The 21,560-nt window shown below is 73.5% G+C and carries 1 protein-coding gene (cut by a window edge); it reads left to right on the forward strand.

Annotation, left to right across the window (positions count from 1 at the left end):
- Positions 1–21,560, forward strand: the 5' portion of a protein-coding gene (locus BM385_RS07695) for a non-ribosomal peptide synthase/polyketide synthase (RefSeq protein ID WP_254791468.1). The gene runs 19,891 nt beyond the window's last position; 21,560 of the gene's 41,451 nt are visible here — the first part of the coding sequence; its start codon is at positions 1–3; its stop codon lies off the right edge, out of view.

Here is a 21,560-nt window from a genome sequence, read left to right on the forward strand (position 1 = left end):
ATGGCAGCCAGTTTCGCTTCGGGTTTCGCTTTGTCCGCGCGCACCGTGACCGAGTTCTTTGCGGCGTCGGTGGCACGAAACCCGGCAGCCGTGGCAGTGGTCTCCGGTGAAACGGAACTGACCTACGCCGAACTGGCGGAACGTTCCGACCGTCTCGCGGGTCGCCTGCGGCAACACGGTGTGCGGCCGGAGTCCCGGGTGGCCGTGCTCTTACCGCGTTCGGTGGACTACGTCGTCGCGGTGCTCGCGGTGGTGAGAGCGGGTGGCGTGTATGTGCCGGTGGATCCGGAGTACCCACCGGAGCGGCGACGGTACCTGCTGGCGGACGCCCGTCCCGTGGTGGTCCTGGACGCCCTGCCCGCCACCGAGGACCGCCCGGAGCCCCCGCCGGCCGGCGGGCACCCGCTCGGCGCCGCCTACATCATGTACACCTCGGGTTCGACCGGGACACCGAAAGGCGTGGAGGTCACGCACGCCGACATCGTGGCGCTCACCCAGGACCCGTGTTTCGCGCAGGGGCACGAGCGGGTGCTCCTGCACTCCCCGCAGGTGTTCGACGCCTCGACGTACGAGCTGTGGGTGCCGCTGCTGCGCGGCGGCACGGTGGTCGTCGCGCCGCCGGGCCGGCTGGACACCGAGCGGCTGGCCCGGACCGTGGCCGAACACGGCGTCACCGCCCTGTGGCTGACGGCGGGTCTGTTCTCCGTCATGGCCGAGCACCACGCCGAGGCACTGGCCGGGGTGCGGCAGGTGTGGACCGGTGGTGATGTCGTCTCCCCGCAGGCGGTGCGCCGGGTCCGTGAGGCGCACCCGGACCTCACCGTCGTCAACGGCTACGGCCCCACCGAGACGACCACCTTCGCCGCTCGCCACCCCGTCACCGGGGAGGTCGGCGCGGTGGTGCCGATCGGTGCGGCGATGGACGCCATGCGGCTGCACGTTCTCGACACGGAACTGCGCCCGGTCCCGCCCGGCACGACCGGTGAGCTGTACATCGCCGGTACGGGTGTGGCCCGGGGCTATCTCGACCGGCCCGCCCTCACCGCTGAACGGTTCGTCGCCGACCCGTACATGCCGGGGGAGCGGATGTACCGCAGCGGCGACCTGGTGCGCCGCAACGCCGACGGCGACCTGGAGTTCCTGGGCCGCGCCGACGACCAGCTCAAGCTCAACGGCTTCCGCGTGGAGCCCGGCGAGGTCGAGGCCGTCCTGCGCGACCACCCCGGCGTCCGGGACGCCGTGGTCGTCGCCCGCGAGGACCGCCCCGGCGAGCGCAGACTCGTCGGCTACGTCGTACCCGCCCCCACCGAAGGAGAGGCGGCGGAACAACTCGGCGAATGGCACGCCGTCTACGAGTCGATGTACGCCGAGTCGGCACCCGAAGCCTGGGACGAGGACTTCACCGGCTGGAACTCCAGCTACACCGGAGACCCGATCCCGCTGCCCGAGATGCGCGCCTGGCGCGACGCCGCCGTGGACACCGTCCTGGCCGGGCAACCGCGCCGGGTCCTGGAACTGGGCGTCGGCTCCGGTCTGCTGCTGGCCCGGATCGCGCCGCGCGTCGACTCCTACTGGGGTACCGATCTGTCCGGGACCGGCATCCGCCGGCTGCGGGAACGGATCGGCGGCCACCCCTGGGCCGACCGGGTCGCACTGCGCGCCCAGCCGGCCGACGACCTCACCGGACTGCCCGAGGGCTACTTCGACACGATCGTGCTCAACAGTGTCATCGCCTACTTCCCCCACGCCGGCTACCTGCGCGATGTCCTGCGCGGGGCACTGGCCCTGCTCGCCCCCGGCGGGCGGCTGATCGTCGGCGATGTCCGGAACCTGGCCACCCTGCGCGCCTTCCGCGCCGGCGTACGGGCCGCCCGGTACCCCGGTGAGTCGCCCGAGCGGGCCCGCGCCGCCGTCGAACACGCCGTGCGGATGGAGAAGGAACTCCTGCTGGACCCCGAGTGGTTCCACCGGTTCCAGGAGGACGAGCCGGACGTCACCTCGGTCGACATCCGGCTCAAGCGCGGTGCCGCGCACAACGAACTCACCCGGCACCGCTACGAGGTGGTGCTGCACCGCGGCGGCGCGCCCGCCGACCCGCAGACGCGGCCGGAGCTGCCGGTACTGCCGGAGCTGCGCTGGGGCCGGGATGTCCACACGGTCGCCGACGCCGTGGAGCGGGCCCCGGCACGGTTCACCGGCCTGCCCAACGCCCGCCTGGAGAGCGAGACCCGCCTCACTCCTCCCGGCACGGCCGCCCCGGCCGCAGCCGTCGATCCCGAGGAGCTGGCCCGGCACGCCGAACAGCACGGCCTGACCGCCCTGCTCACCCCCTCCGGAGAGACCCCGGACGCGTTCGACGCCGTCCTGCTCCCCGGCCAGGCCGAGACCCCCGCGGTCTTCCGCCCCGGCCACGGCACCCGGCCGCTGGCGAACGACCCCTCCACCGCCCGCCACTCCGGCGCCCTGGTACCGGCCCTCCGCGACCACCTGCGCGACCGGCTCCCCGCCCATCTGGTCCCCTCCGCCCTGGTGGTCCTGGAGACCATCCCGCTCACCGCCAACGGCAAGACCGACCGCCGCGCCCTGCCGGCCCCCGGACGGCCCACCGGCACCCCGCTCGTCCCGCCGAGCACCCCCACCGAGACAGCGCTGTGCGAGCTGTACGCCGAGGTGCTCGGCATCTCCGAGGTCGGCGTCCACGACGACTTCTTCGAACTCGGCGGCCACTCGCTGCTCGCCACCCGGCTGGCCAGCCGGGTACGCGCCACACTCGGCGCCGAACTGCCGGTCCGCACCGTGTTCGACGCGCCGACGGTGGCCGCCCTGGCGGGCCGCCTCGCCGGCGGACGTACCCGGACCGCGCTGACCGCCCGCCCGCGGCCCGGCCTCCTCCCGCTGTCCTACGCGCAGCGCCGCCTGTGGTTCCTGCACCGGCTGGAAGGCCCTTCGCCCACCTACAACATCCCGCTCGTGCTCTCGCTGTCCGGACCGCTGGACCACACGGCGCTGCGCACCGCCCTGGACGACGTGGTCGGCCGGCACGAGGCGCTGCGTACGGTCTTCGCCGAGACCGACGGCGTCCCGCACCAGGTGCTGCGCGAGGACCCCGCCGTGGACCTCACCCCGCACGACACGACCCCGGACGACCTGCCGGACCGTCTGGCCGCCGCTGCCCGGCACGGCTTCCGGCTGGACCGCGACCTGCCCGTGCGCGCCTGGCTGTTCCGCACCGCGCCCACCGAGCACACCCTGCTGCTCCTGGTCCACCACATCGCTGGGGACGGCTGGTCGCTCACCCCGCTCGCCGCCGACCTGATGACCGCCTACACCGCTCGCCGCGCCGGAAGCCCGCCGGCGTGGACCCCGCTGCCGGTGCAGTACGCGGATTACACGCTGTGGCAGCGCGACCTGCTCGACGACAGTCTTCTGACGGAGCAACTGGACTACTGGCGCCGGCAGCTCGACGGCCTGCCGGCCGAACTGGGCCTGCCCACCGACCGCCCCCGGCCGGCCACCCCCTCCTACCGCGGCGCGTGGCTGCCCCTGGCCCTGGACGCCGACCTGCGGCAGCAGGTCACGGAGCTGGCCCAGCGGACCGGAACCACCGCGTTCATGGTGTTGCAGGCGTCGCTGGCGGCGTTGTTCACCCGGCTGGGGGCGGGTACGGACATTCCGCTCGGTACGCCGATCGCGGGCCGCACGGATGAGGCGCTGGACGAGCTGGTCGGGTTCTTCGTCAACACCCTGGTGCTGCGCACCGACACCTCGGGTGATCCCAGCTTCACCGAACTCCTCGCCCGGGTGCGCGAGACGAGTCTGGCGGCGTACGCGCACCAGGACGTGCCCTTCGAACACCTGGTGGAAGTCCTCAACCCCGAGCGGCTGCCCGGCCGGCACCCGCTGTTCCAGGTCGGCTTCGCCGTGCAGAACACCCCCCGGCAGGAGCTGTCCGTCCCCGGCCTGACGGTACGCACCCGCCTGGAGTCCATGGGCACCTCACGCTTCGACCTCTTCGTGAACGTGGTGGAGGGCGCGGACGGCTTCGAGGGCTTCGTCGAGTACGCGGCCGACCTCTTCGACGCCACCACCGTCCGCACCCTGCTGGCGCGCTGGCAGCGGCTGCTGCGCGCGCTCCTCGCCCACCCCGGCCGGCCGATCGGCACGGCCGGCATCCTCACCGCCGCCGAACGGCACGCACTGGCCGGATGGGAGACCGGCGCGCCCACCGGCCCGCAGCCGGACCTCCTCGCCCTCTTCACCGCCCAGGACCCGGCCGCGACCGCGCTGATCGGCGGTGAGCGGATCTCCTACGGCGAACTGAACCGGCGCGCCAACCGGCTCGGCCACCGGCTCATCGCCCGGGGCGTCCGCCCGGAGGACCTGGTCGCCGTGGTCCTGCCCCGGTCGGTGGAGTTCGTCGTGACGGTCCTGGCCGTACTCAAGGCCGGCGCCGGCTACCTCCCCCTCGACCCCGCCCACCCCGAGGCCCACCGCACCCGCCTGCTCACCGAAGCGCGCCCCGCACTGGTCGTCGACGGCCCCGTGGAGAGCGCGGCCCAGCCGGACACCGACCCGGGCGTGACCGTCCCCGCCCACACCGCCGCCTACGTCATGTACACCTCGGGCTCGACCGGCACCCCCAAAGGTGTGCAGGTCACCCGCGCCGACATCGTCGCACTCGCCACCGACCCGATCTTCGCCCAAGGTCACGAGCGGGTGCTCTTCCACTCCCCGCCCGCCTTCGACGCCTCCACCTACGAGCTGTGGGTACCGCTGCTGCACGGCGGGACCGTGGTGATCGGCCCGGACGCGCGGGCCGGCACGGACGCCCTGGCCGCCGCCGTCCGGGACCACGGAATCACCGCCCTGTGGCTGACCTCCGGGCTGTTCGCCGTGGTCGCCGAGCACCACCCCGAGACCTTCCGCGGGCTGCGACACCTGGGGACCGGCGGCGACATCGTCTCGCTCCAGGCCCTGCGCACCGCCCGCGCGGCCGACCCGGACCTGACCCTCCTCCACGCGTACGGCCCGACCGAGACCACCACCTTCGCCACCCTCCACCCGGTGACCGGCGAGCCCACCGGCACCGTTCCCATCGGCCGGCCCACGGCGGGCATGCGGGCGCGCGTCCTGGACGAACGGCTGCGCCGGGTACCGCCCGGGGTCACCGGCGAGCTCTACCTGTCGGGCGCCGGCGTGGCCCGCGGCTACCTCGGCCGCCCCGGAGCGACGGCGGAACGGTTCGTCGCCGACCCGGACGGTCCCGGCCGGATGTACCGCACCGGCGACCTGGTGCGGTGGAACGCCGACGGCGACCTGGAGTTCCGGGGCCGCGCCGACCAGCAGGTGAAACTGCGCGGGTTCCGCGTCGAGCCCGGCGAGGTGGAGGCCACGCTGCGCGCCCACCCGGCGGTCACCGACTGCGCCGTGCTGGTGCGCGACGGCCGGCTGGTGGCCTACGTCACCGGGGACCCCACCGGCGTGCGGGCGTACGCCCGGGAGCAGCTGCCCGCCCACCTGGTGCCCGCCGCCGTGGTCGCGGTCCCCGTCATCCCGCTCACCGCCAACGGCAAGATCGACCGCCGCGCCCTGCCCGCCCCGGAGCAACCGGCCGGCGGCCCCGGCCGCGCCCCGCGCAGCCAGCACGAGGAAGTGCTCTGCGGCCTGTTCGCCGAGGTCCTCGGGGTGCCACGGGTCGGCGTCGACGACGGCTTCTTCGACCTCGGCGGTCACTCGCTGCTCGCCACCCGCCTCGTCAGCCGCATCCGCGCCGTCCTCGACGTCGAACTGCCCATCCGGGCCCTGTTCGAGTCACCCACCGTCGCCGGGCTCGCCCAGCACCTCGCGGGGGCCGGCCAGGCCCACCCGCCTCTCGTCCCGGTGCCACGCCCCGAGGTGCTGCCGCTGTCGTACGCGCAGCGCCGCCTGTGGTTCCTGCACCGCCTGGAGGGGCCGAGCGCCACCTACAACATCCCGCTCGCGCTGCGGCTGACCGGCACCCTGGACAAGGACGCGCTCCGGGCGGCCCTGCACGACGTACTGGCCCGCCACGAAGTGCTGCGCACCGTGCTGCCCGAGACCGACGGCGAACCGCGCCAGGTGATCCTCGACGCGGACACCGTCCCCCTCGACTGGCGCACCCGCCCCGTGGCCCGGGCGGACCTGGACGCCGCGCTGGCCGAAGCGGCGGGGCACGGCTTCGACCTCGCGACGGACATCTCCGTACGCGCCTGGTTGTTCGAGATCGAGGACACCGAATCCGTCCTGCTGTTGCTGCTGCACCACATCGCGGGAGACGGCTGGTCGCTCGGCCCGCTGACCCGCGATCTGATCGCCGCCTACGCGCGCCGCCGCTCCGGCCTGGCCCCGGACTGGGCGCCGCTGCCCGTGCAGTACGCGGACTACACCCTGTGGCAACGGCAGCTGCTCGGCGCCGACGGCGACCCGGACAGCCTGCTCACCCGGCAGCTCGACTACTGGACGGACACCCTCGCCGGGCTGCCCGAGCTGGTCACGCTGCCCACCACCCACCCCCGGCCCGCACGGTCGGCGCACCGGGGCGACCTCACCTGGTTCGAACTGGACGCCGAGACGCACCGCCAGGTGCTGGACCTGGCCCAGCGCTCCGGCGCGACCGTGTTCATGGTGCTGCAGGCGTCGCTGGCGGCGCTGTTCACCCGGCTGGGGGCGGGCACCGACATCCCGGTCGGCGTGCCGATCGCCGGCCGCACGGATGAGGCGCTGGACGAGCTGGTCGGCTACTTCGTCAACACCCTCGTGCTGCGCACCGACACCTCCGGCGACCCCACCTTCACCGAACTCCTCGGCCGGGTCCGGGAGGCGAGTCTGGCCGCGTACGCGCACCAGCACGTCCCGTTCGAATACCTCGTGGAAGTGCTGAACCCGCCGCGCAGCGCCGCACACCACCCGCTGTTCCAGGTCATGTTCGCCCTCCAGAACACCCCGGAGTCCCGGTTCACCCTGCCCGGGATCCAGGTCGAGGCCGAACCGGTCGGCACCGGCACCGCGCGGGTGGACCTCGCCATCAACCTCACCGAACGGCCCGGCGCCGCCGGTCTCACCGGCATGGTGGAGTACAGCAGCGAACTGTTCGACCGCGCGGATGTGGACACCCTCCTCGCCCGATGGGCCCGGCTGGTCCGTGCCCTGGCAGGCACGCCCGACCGGCCCATCAGCCGGGCGCCGCTGCTGACCGCCGCCGAGCACGCCCACCTTCTCGGCACCCCCGCGCCCGTGGCCGCGCCCGGCCCGCTGCTCATCGACCTCGTTCCCGGCGAGGCGGACACCACCGCCGTCAGCTTCGGGAACCGAACGCTGAGCTACCGCGAGCTGGAAGTGCGGGCGAACCGGCTGGCGCACTGGCTGATCGAGCAGGGCGTGCGCCCCGAATCGCGGGTCGCGCTCGTGCTGCCGCGCTCGGCCGATCTGGTGGTGGCGGTGCTGGCGGTGCTGAAGGCCGGTGGAGCCTATGTGCCGGTCGATCCGGAGTACCCCGAGGAGCGGCGGGCGTTCGTCGTCGCGGACGCGGCGCCGGTCGTGGTACTGACGGAGCTGCCCGAGGTGTCGGGGTATCCGGCGACCCCACCCGGCGTGCGGGTGCCGGACACGGCGGCGGCGTACGTCATCTACACCTCGGGTTCGACGGGTGTGCCCAAGGGTGTGGTGGTATCGCACCGCAATGTGGTGCGGCTGCTGGAGCGGACCCAGCCGTGGTTCGAGGTGGACGCCTCCGATGTGTGGGTGCTGTTCCACTCGATCGCCTTCGACTTCTCGGTGTGGGAGCTGTGGGGCGCTCTCACCCGCGGCGGGCGGCTGGTGATCGCGCCGTACGAGACGACGCGTTCCCCCGAACGGTTCGCCGCGCTGCTCGCCGACGAGGGGGTGACCGTCCTCAACCAGACGCCCTCCGCCTTCTACCAGCTGATCGCCGCCGCACCCGAACTGCCCGACCGCATACGGCTGGTCGTCTTCGGCGGTGAGGCCCTGGACGCGGCCCGCGTCACCCACTGGCTCACCAACTGCCGCACGGCGCCACCACGCCTGGTCAACATGTACGGCATCACCGAGACGACGGTCCACGTCACCGCCCAGCCCCTCACCGCCGGCATGACCGGCAGCCCCATCGGCGAGGCGATACCGGACCTGCGCCTCCACCTTCTCGACGACCGGCTGAACCCCGTCCCGCCGGGCGTGACCGGTGAGCTGTACGTTGCGGGCGCCGGTGTGGCCCGCGGCTACCTCGGCCGGCCCGGGCTCACCGCCGAACGGTTCGTGCCCGACCCGTTCGGCGCACCCGGCACCCGCCTCTACCGCACCGGCGACCTCGCCCGGCGCACCCGGGACGGCGGCCTGGAGTTCCGGGGCCGCGCCGACAGCCAGATCAAGGTCCGCGGCTTCCGCATCGAACCCGGCGAGATCGAAGCCGCCCTCCGCGACCACCCCGATGTCGAGGACGCCGTGGTCGTCGTCCGCGAGGATCGGCCCGGCGACCGCCGCCTCGTCGCCTACGTGGTGGGCGCGACAGCCGGACTCCGCGACCACGTCGCCCGGAGGATGCCCGCCCACCAGGTGCCCGCCGCCGTGGTCTCCCTCCCGGAGATCCCCCTCACCCCCAACGGAAAGCTCGACCGGCGCGCCCTGCCCGCACCCGAGTACGGTGGCTCCGGCGGCCTCGCCCGCACCCCGCAGGAGGACCTGCTCTGCGGGCTGTTCGCCGAAGTGCTCGGTCTGCCCCGGGTCGGCGTGGACGACTCGTTCTTCGACCTCGGTGGCCATTCACTGCTCGCCACCCGCCTCAGCAGCCGGGTACGCGCCGTCCTCGGCACCGAACTGCCGATCCGGACCCTGTTCGACGCGCCCACCCCCGCGGGTCTGGCCCGCCGGCTCGTCCGCGACGGCCAGGTGCGCATGGCGCTCCGCCCCCGGACCCGGCCCGAGACCCTGCCGCTGTCCTTCGCCCAGCGCCGCCTGTGGTTCCTGCACCAGCTGGAGGGCCCCTCGGCGACCACCTACAACATGCCGCTGACCCTGCGGCTGACCGGCGTACTGGACGAGACGGCGCTGCGGGCGGCCCTGGACGACGTGGTGGCGCGCCACGAGTCGCTGCGCACCGTGTTCCCCGCCGTGCACGGCGAACCCGTACAGCGGATACGCCCGGCCGCCCGCATCGCCTGGCACACCGAGCGGGTGACCCCCGACGCACTGGCCGACTCCCTGGCCTCGGCCGCCCGCCACCGCTTCGACCTGGCCGAGGAGATCCCCATCCGGGCCGGACTGTTCCGGCTGAGCGACACCGAGGCCGTCCTCCTCGTGCTGTTCCACCACATCGCGGGAGACGGCTGGTCGATGGCGCCGTTCGCCCGCGACCTGGTCACGGCGTTCACCGCCCGCCGCGAGGGCGCCGCCCCGGACTGGCCGCACCTGCCGGTGCAGTACGCCGACTACACCCTGTGGCAGCGGGAACTGCTCGGGACGGACGACGACCCGGCCGGCATCTTCGCCACCCAGGTCGACTACTGGCGGCGGCACCTGGCCGGACTGCCCGAGCGCCTGGAACTGCCCACGGCGCGGCCCCGCCCGCCGGTGGCCTCCTACCGGGGCGCCACCGGCCACTTCACGATCCCCGCCGAACTGCATGCCGCCGTCGAAGCGCTGGCGCTCCGCAGCGGCGCCACGGTGTACATGGTGTTGCAGGCGTCGCTGGCGGCGTTGTTCACCCGGCTGGGCGCGGGTACGGACATTCCGCTCGGTACGCCGATCGCGGGCCGCACAGACGAGGCGCTGGATGAGCTGGTCGGGTTCTTCGTCAACACCCTGGTGCTGCGCACCGACACCTCGGGCGATCCCAGCTTCACCGAACTCCTCGCCCGGGTGCGCGAGACGAGTCTGGCGGCGTACGCGCACCAGGACGTGCCGTTCGAACACCTGGTGGAAGTCCTCAACCCCCGGCGCAGCGCCGCACACCACCCGCTGTTCCAGGTCGCCCTGGCTCTCCAGAACCACGGGGCGGGCGAGTTCACCCTGCCCGGGCTGACCCTGCGGGTGGAGACGGCGGACGTCGGCACCGCCCGCTTCGACCTGCTGCTCTCCCTCACCGAACAGCGCGCCGAGGACGGCCGCCCCCAGGGCATCGGCGGCCACGCCGAATACGCCACCGACATCCACACCGCATCGACCGTGAAAACACTGGTCGCCAGGTGGCTGCGCCTGCTCGCCGCCGTGACCGCCGATCCCGACCAGCCCGTGGGCCGGGCCGACATTCTGACTGCTGAGGAGCGTGACCGGGTGCTGGTGGGCAAGGGGAGTCAGCCGGAGACAGGTACCACCGCGACGCTGATCGAGCGATTCCACTCCAGGGCCAGGCGCTCGCCGCGCGCGATCGCGGTGGACGGGCTGAGCTACCGCGAACTGGACGCCCGGGCCAACCAGCTGGCCCACTGGCTGATCGAGCAGGGCGTGCGCCCCGAAGCGCGGGTCGCGCTCCTGCTGCCGCGCTCCGCCGATCTGGTGGTGGCCGTGGTCGCGGTGCTGAAGGCCGGTGGAGCCTATGTGCCGGTCGATCCCGATTACCCCGAGGAGCGGCGGGCGTTCATCGTCCAGGACGCCGCACCCGCCGTCGTACTGACGGACCTGCCCGAGGTGTCGGGGTATCCGGCGACCCCACCCGGCGTGCGGGTGCCGGACACGGCAGCCGCGTACGTCATCTACACCTCGGGCTCCACGGGCACACCCAAGGGCGTGGTCGTGTCCCACCGGAACGTGGTACGGCTGCTGGAGCAGACCCAGCCGTGGTTCGAAGTGGACTCCTCCGACGTCTGGGTCCTCTTCCACTCGATCGCCTTCGACTTCTCGGTGTGGGAGCTGTGGGGCGCTTTGACCCGCGGCGGGCGGCTGGTGATCGCGCCGTACGAGACGACGCGTTCCCCCGAACGGTTCGCCGCGCTCCTCGCCGACGAAGGGGTGACCGTCCTCAACCAGACACCCTCCGCCCTCTACCAGCTGATCGCCGCCGCACCCGAACTCGCCGAGTCGGTCCGCCTGGTGATCCTCGGCGGTGAGGCCGTGGACGCCGCCCGCGTCGCGGACTGGCTGGCCGGCCTCGGCGAGCACGCCCCCGAAGTCGTCAACATGTACGGCATCACCGAGACGACCGTCCATGTCACCGCCCAGCCCCTCACCGCCGGCATGACCGGCAGCCCCATCGGCGAGGCGATACCCGACCTGCGCCTCTACCTCCTCGACCCGGACCTGCGGCCCGTCCCGCCGGGCGTGACCGGTGAGCTGTACGTCGCGGGGCCCGGTGTGGCCCGCGGCTACCTCGGCCGGCCCGGGCTCACCGCCGAACGGTTCGTGCCCGACCCGTTCGCGTCCACCGGGGAGCGGATGTACCGCACCGGTGACCTGGCCAGCCACACCCCGGACGGCGGCCTGGAGTTCCGGGGCCGCGCCGACAGCCAGATCAAGGTCCGCGGCTTCCGCATCGAACCCGGCGAGATTGAAGCCGCCCTCCGCGACCACCCGGGGGTCGGCGAGGCCGTGGTCGTGGCCCGTGAGGACCAGCCAGGCGACCGCCGCCTCGTCGCCTACGTCGTACCGGCAGCCGGAGCCGAGGCCGACGCCGACGGACAGGTGCAGGAGTGGCGGGAGATCTACGAGTCGATGTACGGCTCCGCGGACTCCGCCCCGTGGGGAGACGACTTCACCGGCTGGAACTCCAGCTTCACCGGCCGACCGATTCCGCTGCCGGAGATGGCGGACTGGCGGGACGCGGCCGTCGAACGGGTCATGGAACACGCACCCCGCCGGGTACTGGAGATCGGCGTCGGCTCCGGCCTGCTCATGTCGAGGATCGCGCCCCGCGTCGAGTCCTACTGGGGCACCGACCTGTCCTCCGTCGCCATCGAGCGGCTGCGCGGCCGGCTGCCCGGCGTGGAACTGCGCTGCCGGCCCGCCGACGACTTCACCGGCCTGCCCGAAGGCCACTTCGACACCGTCGTCCTCAACTCGGTGATCCAGTACTTCCCGGACGCCGACTACCTCGCCCGGGTCCTGGCCGGGGCGTACGCGCTCCTCACCCCGGGCGGCCGGATCGTCGTCGGGGACGTGCGCCATCACGGCCTGCTCCGCGCCTTCCACACCGAAGTCGTCCAGCGGCAGACGCCCGACGCCACCCCCTCGGTACAGCGGGCCGCCGTGGAACACGCGGTGCTGCGCGAGAAGGAACTCCTCCTCGACCCCGCCTGGTTCACCCGGTGGGCCGAAGAACACCACGCCGTCGCCGACATCCGGCTCAAGCGCGGCGCGCCCCGCAACGAACTGACCGCCTACCGCTACGAGGTGGTGCTGCACCGCGAGCCCACCGAGGTCGTCTCCGCCGCCGGCCTCGCCGAGACGGACGCGCCGGCCGCCCCGCCCGTCCGCGTCACCGGACTCGGCAACGCCAGGCTCGGCCCCGGCGGTACCGACCCCGAGGCCATCCACGCCTGGGCGGCGGAACACGGCTACCGCGCCATCACCACCTGGTCGGCCGCCGACCCGCAGCGCTTCGACGCGGTGATCCTGCCGCCCGGCGACGCCGTCGTCACCGACGCCTACCGCCCGGCAGCCGCTCCGGGCGGACTGGCCAACACCCCGGTCACCTCCCGGCAGGTCGGCGCACTGGTCACCGGCCTGCGCGACTACCTGGCCGACCGGATGCCCGCCCACCTGGTGCCCTCGGCCGTCGTCGCCATCGCCGACATCCCCCTGACCGTCAACGGCAAGCTCGACCACCGGGCCCTGCCCGCCCCCGACTTCGCCGGAACGGGCCGCGCCCCGCGCACCCCGCAGGAAGAAGTCCTGTGCGGGCTCTTCGCCGAAGTCCTCGGCGTGTCCCGGGCCGGCATCGACGACTCCTTCTTCGACCTGGGCGGTCACTCCCTGCTCGCCACCCGCCTCATCAGCCGCATCCGCTCCGTCATGGGCGTGGTGCTGCCGATCCGCGCCCTGTTCGAGACCCCCACCGTGGCCGGGCTCGCCCCGCAGCTCGGCTCCGGCACGGCGCCCCGCGACGAGCTCGCCCGCCAGGAACGCCCCGAGGTGCTGCCGCTGTCCCACGCCCAGCAACGCCTGTGGTTCCTCTACCAGCTGGAAGGCGCGTCACCGACCTACAACATGCCGCTGGCCCTGCGGCTGACCGGCGAGACCGACCGGGCCGCGCTGCGGGCCGCCCTCGACGACGTGATCGCCCGGCACGAGGCGCTGCGCACCGTCTTCCCGTCCGTGGACGGCGATCCGCGCCAAGTGGTGCTGCCCACGGCCACCGCCGAGTGGACCATCCGCGAGGTCCCCGAGGACGAGCTGTACCCCGCGCTGCACGAGGCCGCCCGGCACCCGTTCGCACTGGACCGGGACATCCCGGTGCGCGCCTTCCTGTTCCCGGTCGCTTCCGGGGAGTGCGTGGTGCTCGTGCTGCTGCACCACATCGCCTCCGACGGCTGGTCCATCGGCCCGCTCGTACGGGATCTGCTCTCCGCCTACACCGCCCGGTCCGGCGGCGCCGCACCGGACTGGCAGCCGCTGCCGGTGCAGTACGCGGACTACACGCTGTGGCAGCAGCGCCGGCTCGGCGTGGACACCGACCCCGACAGTGTGCTCACCCGGCAACTCGGCTACTGGCGTGCACAACTGGCCGGCCTGCCGGAACGGATCACGCTGCCCGCCGACCGGCCCCGGCCCGCCGTGCCCTCCTACGCGGGCGGACTGACCTGGTTCGAACTGGACGAGGACCTGCACCGCGCCGTGACCGCCCTGGCCCGGCAGAGCGGGTCGACGGTGTTCATGGTGCTCCAAGCAGCGTTCGCCGCCCTGTGCACCCGGCTGGGGGCGGGCACGGACATTCCGCTCGGTACGCCGATCGCGGGCCGGACGGATGAGGCGCTGGACGAGCTGGTCGGGTTCTTCGTCAACACCCTCGTGCTGCGCACCGATACGTCGGGGGATCCGAGCTTCGCCGAGCTGATCGAGCGGGTGCGCACCACCGACCTGGCGGCGTACGCGCACCAGGACGTGCCGTTCGAATACCTGGTGGAGGAGCTCAACCCACGCCGCTCCAGCGCCCACCACCCGCTCTTCCAGGTCATGTTCGCCCTCCAGAACGCCCCGGAACCCGACTACCGGCTACCCGGAGTACGCGTCACGGGCGAGCCGATCGGCACCGGGGTCTCCCGCGTTGACCTGTCGGTCAACCTCGCCGAACGGTACGCCGACGACGGCCGCCCGGCCGGGGTGCTGGGCTGGGCCGAGTACGCCACCGACCTGTTCGACCAGGCGACGGTCGACGGCCTCATGGCCCGCTGGCTGCGCTTCCTCACCGCCTGTGTCACCGCCCCCGACCGGCCCATCGGCGCCGCCGACCTGCTCACGGAGGGGGAACGCGAAGCCCTGCTGGACCTGAAGGTCCTGCCCACCGCCGACCGGACGGTGCCGGAGGTGTTCGCGGCGCAGGACCCGGCGGCTCTCGCTCTCGACGGCGAGGAGCGGCTGACGTACGGGGAACTGGATGCGCGCTCCGACCGGCTGGCGTCCTGGCTGATCGGCCGGGGCGTGCGGCCGGAATCCCGGGTGGCGGTGGTGCTGCCGCGTTCGGTGGACTACGTGATCGCGGTGCTGGCGGTGCTGAAGGCCGGCGGTGTCTATGTGCCGATCGACCCGGAGTACCCGGAGCACCGCCGTGACCTGCTGCTGGCCGACGCCCAGCCGGTAGTCGTGCTGGACGGCGAACTGCCCGAGGGCGGCGGGCCGGTCACCGGCCTGCCCGCTCTGCGGCCGGACAGCGGCGCGTACATCATGTACACCTCCGGCTCGACCGGCACACCCAAGGGCGTCCTGGTCACACACGCCGACATCGTCTCCCTCACCGCCGACCCCTGCTGGTCCGAGGGGCACGAGCGAGTGCTGTTCCACTCCCCGCAGGTCTTCGACGCCTCCACCTACGAACTCTGGGTGCCGCTGCTGCGCGGCGGCACCGTGGTGGTGGCGCCCCAGCGGCCGGACACCGAGCAGCTCGCCCGCGTGATCGCCGAGCAGCGGATCACCGGACTCTGGCTGACCGCCGGTCTGTTCTCCGTCATGGCCGAGCACCACCCCGAGGCGTTCGCCGGCGTCCGGCAGCTGTGGGCCGGCGGCGACGTGGTGGCCCCGCACGCCGTCCACCGGATACGTACCGCCCACCCCGACATCACCGTCGTCAACGGCTACGGCCCCACCGAGACCACCACCTTCGCCGCCCACCACCCCGTCACCGGCGAGATCGGCGCGGCCGTCCCCATCGGACGGCCGATGCACGGCACCCGCCTCTACGTCCTGGACGACCGGCTGCGCCCGGTGCCCCCCGGCGTCCCCGGCGAGCTGTACATCGCCGGCGCCGGCCTGGCCCGCGGCTACCTCGACCAGCCCGCCCGCACCGCCGAACGGTTCGTCGCCGACCCCTACGTCCCCGGCGAGCGGATGTACCGCACCGGCGACCTCGTGCGCCACAGCACCCACCGTGACCTGGAGTTCCTGGGCCGCGCCGACAACCAGGTGAAACTGCGCGGCTTCCGCGTCGAACCCGCCGAGGTCGAATCCGTACTCCGCGGCCACCCGGGCGTCACCCAGGCCGTGGTGCTGCCCCGCTCCGGCCGCCTCGTCGCCTACGTCGTCGGCGAGACCGACGGCGTGCGGGACTTCCTCCTCCAGCGGCTGCCCGACTACCTGATGCCCTCGGTGGTCGTGTCGGTCCCGGAGATCCCGCTCACCGCCAACGGCAAACTCGACCGCGCCGCACTCCCCGACCCCCTGCCCGTCACCACCGGCCAGGCCCCGCGCACCCCGCGCGAAGAGCTGCTGTGCGGACTGTTCGCCGAAATCCTCGGCCTGCCCGCGGTCGGCGTCGATGAGTCGTTCTTCGACCTCGGCGGCCACTCCCTGCTCGCCACCCGCCTCATCAGCCGCATCCGCTCCGTCCTGGCCGTCGAACTGCCCATCCGCGCCCTCTTCGACACCCCGACCGTCGCCGGACTCGCCGCCCGGCTCACCGACACCGGCCCGCGCCGCACCGCCGTCACCCCCCGCCCCCGGCCCGACATCCTGCCACTGTCGTTCGCCCAGCAACGCCTGTGGTTCCTGCACCAGCTCGAAGGCCCCTCCGCCACCTACAACATGCCGCTCACCCTGCGCCTCACCGGCGACCTGGACCGCCGGGCCCTGCACGACGCACTCGCCGACGTCGTCACCCGGCACGAGTTGCTGCGCACCCGGTACCCCGAGGTCGACGGCCGCCCCCGGCAGCAGATCCTCACCCCCGAGGAAGCCGCCGTCACCTGGCAGACCGAGCACGTCACCGACCTGCCCGCCGCTCTCACCCGCGCCGCCCGCCACGGCTTCGACCTGGCCCGGGAACTCCCCGTGCGCGCCTGGCTCTTCGACACCGCCCCGGACGAGGCCGTCATCGTCCTGCTGCTGCACCACATCGCCGGCGACGGCTGGTCGATGGGCCCCCTGGCCCGCGACCTGATCGCCGCCTACACCGCCCGCCGCGAGGGCACCGCGCCCGACTGGGCGCCGCTGCCCGTCCAGTACGCCGACTACACGCTCTGGCAGCGCGACCTGCTCGGCGACAGCACCGACCGGGACAGCCTGTTCGCCCGGCAACTCGCCTACTGGCGGCAGCACCTCGAAGGACTGCCCGAGGTACTCGCCCTCCCCACCGACCGGCCACGCCCCCAGGCCGCCTCCTACCGGGGCGACAACACCCCGTTCCGCCTCGACGCCGACCTGCACCGCGCCGTCGTCCGCCTGGCCCACCGCTCCGGCACCACCGTCTTCATGGTGCTGCAAGCGGCCCTGGCCGCCCTGTTCACCCGGCTCGGCGCCGGCACCGACATCCCGCTCGGCAGCGGCATCGCCGGCCGGACCGACCAGGCGCTGGACGACCTCGTCGGGCTGTTCGTCAACACCGTCGTGCTGCGCACCGACACCTCCGGGGACCCCACCTTCACCGAACTCCTGGACCGGGTACGCGAGGCCAGCCTGGCCGCCTACACCCACCAGGACGTGCCGTTCGAATACCTGGTGGAGGAGCTGAACCCGGTCAGGTCGACCACCCACCACCCGCTGTTCCAGGTCGCCCTCGCCCTGCAGAACATGCCGCAGACCGCCTGGGAACTGCCCGGACTCGTGGTGCGGCCCGAATTCACCGGGACCGGCACCTCGCGTTTCGACCTGCTGTTCTCCCTCAACGAGGAGCAGGACGCCGACGGCCTGCCGGCCGGCCTCACCGGCTGGGTGGAGTTCGCCACCGACCTGTTCGACCGGGCCACGGTGGACGGCATGGTCGCCCGCTGGACGGGCCTGCTCGCCGCCGCGGCCGGCGACGCCGACCGCAGGATCAGCGAGTTCGACCTGCTCACCGAAGGCGAAGCGGACCGGGTCCTGCGCACCTGGAACACCACGGAACCGGTCGCCCCGGTCCCCTTCGGCGCCCTCCCGTCCGGCGCCGGCGACGCACCCGCCCTGGCGCACGGCGACCGGACCCTGACCTACGCCGAACTGACCGCCCGCGCCAACCAGCTGGCGCACTGGTTCATCGCGCGGGGCGTGCGCCCCGAGTCCCGGGTCGCGCTCGTCCTGCCGCGCTCGGCCGACCTGATCGTCGCCATCCTCGGCGTTCTGCGGGCCGGCGCGGCCTACGTGCCGGTGGACCCCGCCCAGCCGGCCGAGCGGCAGGCGTTCCTCCTCACCGACACCGACCCCGTCCTGGTACTGCGCGAACTGCCCGCCCTCGACGGCGTGCCCGCCACCGACCCGGCCGTGCACATCCACCCCGACAGCGCCGCCTACATCATCCACACCTCCGGCTCCACCGGCACCCCCAAGGGAGTCGTGGTCACCCACGCCGGCATCGCCGCCCTGGCCGACACCCTGCTGGAGCGCTGCGCCGTCACCGCCGACGCCCGGGTGCTCCAGCTCGCCTCCCCCGGCTTCGACGCCTCGGCCCTGGAACTCGCCATGGCCTGGCGGGCCGGCGCCGCCCTGGTCGTCCCGCCGGCCGGACCGCTCGCCGGGGACGCGCTGCACACCGTGCTGCGCACCGAGCGCGTCACCCACGCCCTCATCCCGCCGTCCGTCCTGGCCACCGTGCCCCGCGAGGACCTCCCCGACTTCCGCTCACTCATCGTCGGCGCCGAATCCTGCCCGCCCGAGCTGGCCGCCGCCTGGTCGGCCGGCCGCCGGATGGTCAACGCGTACGGGCCGACCGAGAACACCATCGCCGTCAGCATCAGCGCCCCCGTCACCGGCGGCACCCTGCCCATCGGCACCCCGGTGCGCGGCACCCGCGTGTACGTACTGGACGACGCCCTGCGGCCGGTCCCACCCGGCATGCCCGGCGAACTGTACGCGGCCGGTCCCGGCGTGGCCCGCGGCTACCTCGGCCGGCCCGCGCTGACCGCGACCCGGTTCCTGCCCGACCCGTTCGGCCCCGGCCGGATGTACCGCACCGGCGACCTGGCCCGCTGGACCACCGGCGGCGTACTGGAGTACCTGGGGCGGGCCGACGACCAGGTGAAGGTCCGCGGCGTACGCATCGAGCCCGGCGAGGTCGAATCGGTGCTGCGCGAGCACCCCGGGGTGGCCGGCGCCGTCGTGACCGCCCGCGAGGACCGGCCCGGCGACCGCCGCCTGGTGGCCTACGTCGTCCCCACCGCCGACGGCGAGTCCGCCGCGCAGGTCGCCGAGTGGCGCGACATCTACGAACGCGTCTACACCGGGGCGGACGCCGCCGAGTGGGGCGACGAGTTCACCGGCTGGAACTCCAGCTTCACCGGCGAGCCCATCCCGCTGCCCGAGATGGCCGACTGGCGGGACGCCGCCGTCGAACGCGTCATGGCCCACGCGCCCCGCCACGTGCTGGAGATCGGCGTCGGCTCCGGGCTCCTCATGGCGAAGATCGCACCCCGTGTGGAGAGCTACTGGGGAACGGATCTGTCCCCGGCCGCCATCGAGCGGCTGCGCGGCCGGCTGCCCGGCGTGGAACTGCGCTGCCAGCCGGCGGACGACACCTCCGGACTGCCCGAAGGCCACTTCGACACCGTCGTCCTCAACTCGGTCGTCCAGTACTTCCCGGACGCCGGCTACCTCACCCGGGTACTCGAACAGGCCCTGACCCTGCTGGCCCCCGGCGGCCGGATCGTGGTCGGCGACGTCCGCAACGCCGCCACCCTGCGCCTGTTCCACACCGCCGTGCACCAGCACCGCATGCCCGACGCACCCGCCTCCGTACGGCGCGCCGCCGTCGAACACGCCGTCCTCGTCGAGAAGGAACTGCTGCTCGCCCCCGACTGGTTCCACCACTGGGCCGCCGAACACGGCGCCGCCGCCGACATCCGGCTCAAGCGCGGCACCGCGCACAACGAACTGACCTGCCACCGCTACGAGGTGGTCCTGCACACCGACCCCGCCGCGACGCTCCGGGTCGAGGACGTCCCGGTGGTGCCCACGATGGACGACATCCGGGACCTGCCCGCCCGCGTCACCGGACTGGTCAACGGCCGCCTCGGCGCCGGCGGGACCGACCCCGAAACCGTGACCGCCCTCGCCGCCGAGCAGGGCCTGCAAGCCGTACTGACCTGGTCCGCCGGGGACTCCACCGCCTTCGAGGCCGTGTTCCTGCCCCCGGACGTCACCGCCCTGTCCGGCGTCTACCGCCCCGCTGCCCACCCCGGCGAACTCGCCACCAACCCGGCGGCCTCCCGGCAGGCCGGCGTCCTGCTCACCGCCCTGCGCGCCTACCTCGCCGACCGGCTGCCCGAACACCTGCTGCCCTCCTCGGTGCTCGCGATCCCCGCCATCCCGCTGCTGGCCAGCGGCAAGGTCGACCGCAACGCGCTGCCCGCGCCCACCGCACCGCACACCGCCACCGGCCCCGGCCGGCCGCCGCGCAACCCGCAGGAAGAGATGCTGTGCGCCCTCTTCAGCGAAGTCCTGGGCATCGCGAGCACCCGAGTGGACGACTCGTTCTTCGACCTCGGCGGCCACTCCCTCCTCGCCACCCGGCTCATCAGCCGCATCCGCTCCGTCCTGGGCGTGGAACTCCCGATCCGGGTGCTGTTCGAAGAACCCACCGTGGCCGGCCTCGCCGCCCGTCTCCACGACGCCGACCGCGCCCGCACCGCCCTGACGGTGCGGGAACGCCCCGAGGTGCTGCCGCTGTCGTTCGCCCAGCAGCGCCTGTGGTTCCTGCACAAGCTCGACGGACCCTCCGCCACCTACAACATGCCGCTGGCCCTGCGCCTGCGCGGCCCGCTGGACCCGGAGGCACTGCGCACCGCGCTCGACGACGTGATCGCCCGGCACGAGGCGCTGCGCACCGTCTTCCCCGAGGTGGACGGTGCCCCCCGGCAGACCGTGCTCCCGCAGGCCCCCGCCGTACGGTGGGCCGTACGGCCGACCACGGAGCAGGAACTGTCCGCGGCGCTCGCCGGAGTCCTGTCCCAGACCTTCGACCTGGCCGCCGAGATCCCGGTGCGTGCGACGCTGTTCGTCCTCGGTGACGAGGAGGCGGTGCTGGTGGTGCTGATGCATCACATCGCGGGTGACGGCTGGTCGATGGGCCCGCTGGCCCGGGATCTGGTCACGGCCTATACCGCCCGGCGGGAGGGCACAGCCCCGCAGTGGCAGCCGCTGCCGGTGCAGTACGCGGACTACACCCTGTGGCAGCGCGACCTGCTCGGCGACGAGCACGCCGGGGAAGGGCTGTTCGCCCGGCAACTGGGCTACTGGCGCGACCAGCTGGCCGAGCTGCCCGAGCTGACCGTATTGCCCACCGACCGGCCCCGGCCGCCGGTCGCCTCCCACCGGGGAGCCGTCACCACCTTCGCACTGAACGCCGAGACGTACCGGCGGATCGCCGACCTGGCGCAGCAGCGCGGCGCGACGGTGTTCATGGTGCTGCAGGCGTCGCTGGCGGCGTTGTTCACCCGGCTGGGGGCGGGGACGGATATTCCGCTCGGTACGCCGATCGCGGGCCGGACGGATGAGGCGCTGGACGAGCTGGTCGGGTTCTTCGTCAACACGCTGGTGCTGCGGACCGACACCTCGGGGGATCCGACCTTCGCCGAGCTGATCGAGCGGGTGCGGACGACGGATCTGGCGGCGTACGCGCACCAGGACGTGCCGTTCGAATACCTGGTGGAGGCGGTGAACCCGGTCGCCCTGCAGAACGCGCCGCTGCCCGCCTTCGACCTGCCCGGGATCGAGGTGACGGGTGAGCCGGTCGAGCTGACCGTGTCCCGGGTCGACCTCACCCTGAACCTCGCGGAACTGCCCGACGGCGGAGTCCATGGCTGGGCCGAGTACGCGACCGACCTGTTCGACCGGGCCACCGTCGACACCCTGCTGGAGCGCTGGCTCCGGCTGATACGCGATCTGCTCGCCGACCCCAGCCGTCCGATCAGTGCCGCGCCGCTCACCACCGCTGCCGAACGCGAGGCGCTGCTGGACCTGCGGGCGCTGCCTGCCAC

Origin of the sequence: Streptomyces harbinensis (assembly GCF_900116145.1) — a bacterium.
Classification (GTDB): domain Bacteria; phylum Actinomycetota; class Actinomycetes; order Streptomycetales; family Streptomycetaceae; genus Streptomyces; species Streptomyces carpaticus.